We start from the raw sequence: 4073 nt of genomic DNA, 5'->3' as shown, positions 1-4073 counted from the left end.
TTGTTGGACTCATAGCCGGCCAGCGCATCCGGCCCGACCGCCCGACGTTGACCGTATGGTCGGCGCCGAGCGAAGGGGCGAGGGCGAGCGGCTTGTCGAGGATGTCGGTGACCACCACTTCGCGCGCGCCAGTCGCGCCGAAAGCAGGAGGAGGAGGCCGATCGCGGCGTCGACGCCGGCAGCCATGGCGACGGCGTTGGCGGCGTCGCAGACGATGTAGTCGGCAAACCCGCCCTGCACGAGCGGCGTGCGCATGGCGCTGCCGAGGAAGCGCATGTCGGAACAGTGGATCGGCTGGCCGCTGCAGCAGAAGCCGCAATGGCCGCAGGGCGACGACGGACTGACGGCGACCATAGCGCCCAACTGCACGCCCACGACACCGGCGCCGAGCGCCGCGACATGCCCGGAAATCTCGTGATCGAGGATCATCGGCTCGCGCACTCGGACCGGCCCGAAGCCGCCATGGTTCTAACAATGCAGGTCGGAGCCGCAGATGCCGCCATTGGCGATCCGCACCAGCACCTGTTAGGGGCCAGGTTCGGGCCTGGCCCTTTCCTCGACGCGCAGGTCTTCTCTCGGCATGCAGAACCACGGCGCGCATCATGTTCAAATCCTCGTATCCCGCAGCATCTGCCGTCGCCGCTTCAGTACAAGGCGCACGCCATGTTCAATGGCTGATCTGGCTGAGGAACGCCTTGCTGCGGGCTTCCCTCGGATTGTCGAAGAAGGTGCCCGGCTCGCCCATCTCGACGATCTCGCCCTGGTCCATGAAGATGACGCGGTCGGCGACCTGGCGGGCGAAGCCCATCTCGTGGGTGACGCAGAGCATGGTCATGCCTTCGTTGGCCAGTTCGATCATGGTGTCGAGGACTTCCTTGACCATCTCCGGGTCGAGCGAGGAGGTCGGCTCGTCGAACAGCATGATCCTGGGATTCATGCAGAGCGCGCGCGCGATCGCCACGCGCTGCTGCTGGCCGCCCGAAAGCTGGGCGGGATATTTGTGGGCCTGTTCGGGAATGCGCACGCGGGCGAGGTATTTGCGCGCGGTCTCCTCCGCCTTCGCCTTGGCGATGCCGGAAACCTTCATGGGCGCTAGCGTGCAGTTTTCGAGCACCGTCATGTGCGGGAACAGGTTGAACTGCTGGAACACCATGCCGACGTTGCGGCGCACCGCCTCGACGTTCTTCGGCCCCGCGGTGAGTTCGATGCCGTCGACGACGATCTTGCCGCTGCGGACCTGCTCGAGCTGGTTGATGCAGCGGATGAGCGTCGACTTGCCCGAGCCGGACGGGCCGCAAAGGACGATTCGCTCGCCTGTGCGGACCGTCAGGTTGACGGCCTTCAGCGCATGGAAAGCGCCGTAGTATTTCTCGACGTTTTCCATGCTCACCGCGAGCGAGACGGTTGCGTTCGCCTGTTCTGAACTCACGTGGACATCTCCCTGCGGCCGGCCGTGCCTGAACCTACTTCTCGGCGTTTTCGATGAAGTCCGGCAACGGCGCCTTCATCCATTGCTCGTGCAGCTTGCCCAGGCTTCCGTCCTTCTTCTTCCCGTTCAGGAAGTCGTTGACGGCGGCAAGCAGCTCGGGCGAGTCCTTGCGCACGACGATACCCTGCGCCTGCTGGCGCAGCAGGAACTTCTTGGTGAAGCGGTCCGGCGCCGTCTTTTCGATCTGGCCGATCGCGATGTCGGCAACGCCGAGCAGCGGCACCTGGCCGGAGATCAGTGCCTGCGCGGAGGAGGCGTCGTCGTCGTAGCGCTGGACGTTGGTGTCGGCCGCGGCGATTGCCGTCACGGCGGTATCCTGCGTGGTGCCGCGGGTGACGCCGATCGTCTGGCCCGCGAGGCCCGCCTTGTCGGTGATGGCGATATCCTTGTCGCCATAGACGAACTGCTCGAGACCGGCATAGGGCACCGAGAAGTTGACAACCTTGAGGCGTTCCTCGGTGATGCCGAGCGTGGCAAACAGCACGTCGGCCTGGCCCGACAGCAGGTACTGGATGCGGTTGGCCGAGGTCACCGGCAGGATGGTCAGCTTGACGCCGATGCTGTCGGCGAACTCCTTGGCGAGATCGGGATCGTAGCCGACGGCCTGGCCGTTGGAATCGAGCAGGCCGAAGGGTGGGTAATCGACCAGCGAGCCGACGGTGATCGTGCCTTTGTCCTTGATTTCCTTCAAGGTCAGGGCTGAAGCCGGCATCACGGTGACGGCCGCCGCGACCGCGACGCTCGCGACGAACGTCAGAGCATTTTTCCAGAGTGTCATCAGGTGTATCCTCCCTTTCAAAAAATGGATCCCCGACATCGAGGGTCCGGACAATTCGAGACGTCAGCGTGTCGCCAGAGCGGCGTAATGCCCTTCCATGCGCCGGGCGTAGACCGAAAGCGGCCAGCACAGGCAGAAGTAGATGATGGTCACCAGCCCGTAGACCTTGAGCGGCGAGTAGGTCGCGTTGTTCATGATCTGCGCGGCGCGCATCAGCTCGACGAAGCCGATGATCGAGGCGAGCGACGTGCCCTTGATCAGCTGGACGAGGAAGCCGACGGTCGGCGCCACGGCGATGCGCGCGGCCTGCGGCAGGATCACCGATTTCATCCGATCGAAATAGGACAGGCCAAGCGCCCAGCTCGCCTCGCTCTGGCCTTCCGGCACCGCCTGGATGCAGCCGCGCCAGATCTCGCCGAGAAAGGCGGCGGCGTGCACGGTAAGCGCCAGTGCGGCCGCCACCCAGGGGCTGACGCCGAAGCCGATGATCTGCAGGCCGAAATAGGTGAGGAAGAGCTGCATCAAGAGCGGCGTGCCCTGGAACAGGCGAATGAAGCCGAGCGCCGGCAGGCAGAGCAGCCGGTATTTCGACACCCGCGCCAGCGCCACCACGAGTCCGCCGACGGCGCCGCCGGCAAAGGCGGCGGCCGAAAGCGCGATGGTCCACTGGACAGCCAGAACGATGAACCAGAATTCCTGTATGCCGAAGGGGCGGATCATGACCTCGCTCCTACCGGCTTAAGGGATAGTTAAAGGCGAGGCGCTGGATCAGGCGGAACAGGCCGGAGAAGCCGAGCGACATGACGAGGTACATGCCGGTGATGACAAGATAGACCTCGAAGGCGGTGAAGGTTCGCTGCTGGATGTCGTTGCCGGCGGCGGCCAGGTCCGTCGCCGAGATCACCGAGACGACGCTGGTCGACAGCATCAGGTAGACGAACTGGCTGGTCAGCGCCGGGTAGATGGTACGCACCGCCTGCTTCAGGATGATGTAGCGGAAGATCTGCAGGCGGTTGAGCCCGAGCGCGACGCCGGCCTCGACCTGGCCCTTGGCGATGGATTCGATGCCGGCCCGGATGATCTCGGTGGCGAAGGCGCCGACATTGACCACCAGCGCCACGATGGCGGCGGTGTTCGGCGTCATGCGGATGCCGAATTCCGGCAGCGCGAAATAAATGAAGTAGATCTGCGCCAGGAAGGGTGTGTTACGGACGAGCTCGATATAGGCGTCGATCAGCCAGCGCAGCGGGGGCGGCCCGCCGGTCTTGGCAAAGGCCAGCACGACGCCGACGATCAGGCCGAGAATCATGGCAACGAACGAGAGCTGGATGGTGATCCACGCGCCCGTTAGAAGATGGTCCATGTTCGCGAACACGGGCGCGAATAGGAGCTGATACTGCATGACCTCCCTAACTTCCGGCTGCTCCAGAAATGCCTGCCCGCCACGCTCCGATCCGCCGACCGCGCGCGCCTTCCCTATCGGGGAAGCTTAAGCCGGCGGCGCGATGCAGGGATATTATCGGTTCGGTTCCCCCCACCTCGCCAAATGTGTTGGCTGGCGCCGCCCGCGCGGCGGTTCAATCCAGCCGGTAGACGCGCCGCGCGGTGCCGGCAAACAGCCCGCGTTTCACGCCGTCGGATGCGCCGGAAACGATGCGCTTGAAGGCGTTCCAAAGGGCGGCATAGCCGATGCCCATCCGGTCGACCGGGAAGTTGCTCTCGAACATGGCGCGGTCGGCTCCGAAGAGTTCGATGCAGGTCTCGATGTAGGGACCCCACATGGAGTCGAGCTCGGCCGAGGTCGGC

At 64.6% G+C, this 4073-nt stretch carries 6 protein-coding genes; all 6 read right to left on the bottom strand.

Features of this window, described 5'->3' with window-relative positions; all coding sequences use genetic code 11:
• Window positions 1–9 precede the first annotated feature (9 nt).
• Complete coding sequence (locus tag EN964_RS27400; RefSeq protein ID WP_281055402.1) at window positions 10–441, bottom strand: alcohol dehydrogenase catalytic domain-containing protein; 432 nt, start codon at window positions 439–441, stop codon at window positions 10–12.
• Between the two features lie 226 nt (window positions 442–667).
• Entirely contained in the window at window positions 668–1384 is a 717-nt protein-coding gene (locus EN964_RS27395) for an amino acid ABC transporter ATP-binding protein (RefSeq protein ID WP_127268075.1), read from the bottom strand.
• 79 nt (window positions 1385–1463) lie between these two features.
• The gene (locus EN964_RS27390; protein WP_127268071.1) at window positions 1464–2267 is read right to left on the bottom strand and encodes a transporter substrate-binding domain-containing protein; all 804 of its coding nucleotides are present in this window, start codon (window positions 2265–2267) and stop codon (window positions 1464–1466) included.
• A 63-nt stretch (window positions 2268–2330) separates the two neighbouring features.
• The gene (locus tag EN964_RS27385; protein ID WP_127268072.1) at window positions 2331–2987 is read right to left on the bottom strand and encodes an amino acid ABC transporter permease; all 657 of its coding nucleotides are present in this window, start codon (window positions 2985–2987) and stop codon (window positions 2331–2333) included.
• A 10-nt stretch (window positions 2988–2997) separates the two neighbouring features.
• Complete coding sequence (locus tag EN964_RS27380) at window positions 2998–3669, bottom strand: amino acid ABC transporter permease (protein ID WP_024504874.1); 672 nt, start codon at window positions 3667–3669, stop codon at window positions 2998–3000.
• 175 nt (window positions 3670–3844) lie between these two features.
• Window positions 3845–4073, bottom strand: a 229-nt coding sequence (locus EN964_RS27375) for an amidohydrolase (RefSeq protein WP_164776022.1), incomplete at its 5' end; no start/stop codon positions are given.

This window comes from Mesorhizobium sp. M7A.F.Ca.CA.001.10.2.1, assembly GCF_003998575.1.
Classification (GTDB): domain Bacteria; phylum Pseudomonadota; class Alphaproteobacteria; order Rhizobiales; family Rhizobiaceae; genus Mesorhizobium.
This window is presented reverse-complemented; position numbering and strand designations above follow the sequence as displayed.

Bases quoted from the DNA above. Each gene is read 5' to 3' on its own strand.
- EN964_RS27390 (WP_127268071.1), bottom strand. From the start codon at position 2,267: ATGACACTCTGGAAAAATGCTCTGACGTTCGTCGCGAGCGTCGCGGTC.
- EN964_RS27395 (WP_127268075.1), bottom strand. From the start codon at position 1,384: ATGGAAAACGTCGAGAAATACTACGGCGCTTTCCATGCGCTGAAGGCC.
- EN964_RS27385 (WP_127268072.1), bottom strand. From the start codon at position 2,987: ATGATCCGCCCCTTCGGCATACAGGAATTCTGGTTCATCGTTCTGGCT.
- EN964_RS27380 (WP_024504874.1), bottom strand. From the start codon at position 3,669: ATGCAGTATCAGCTCCTATTCGCGCCCGTGTTCGCGAACATGGACCAT.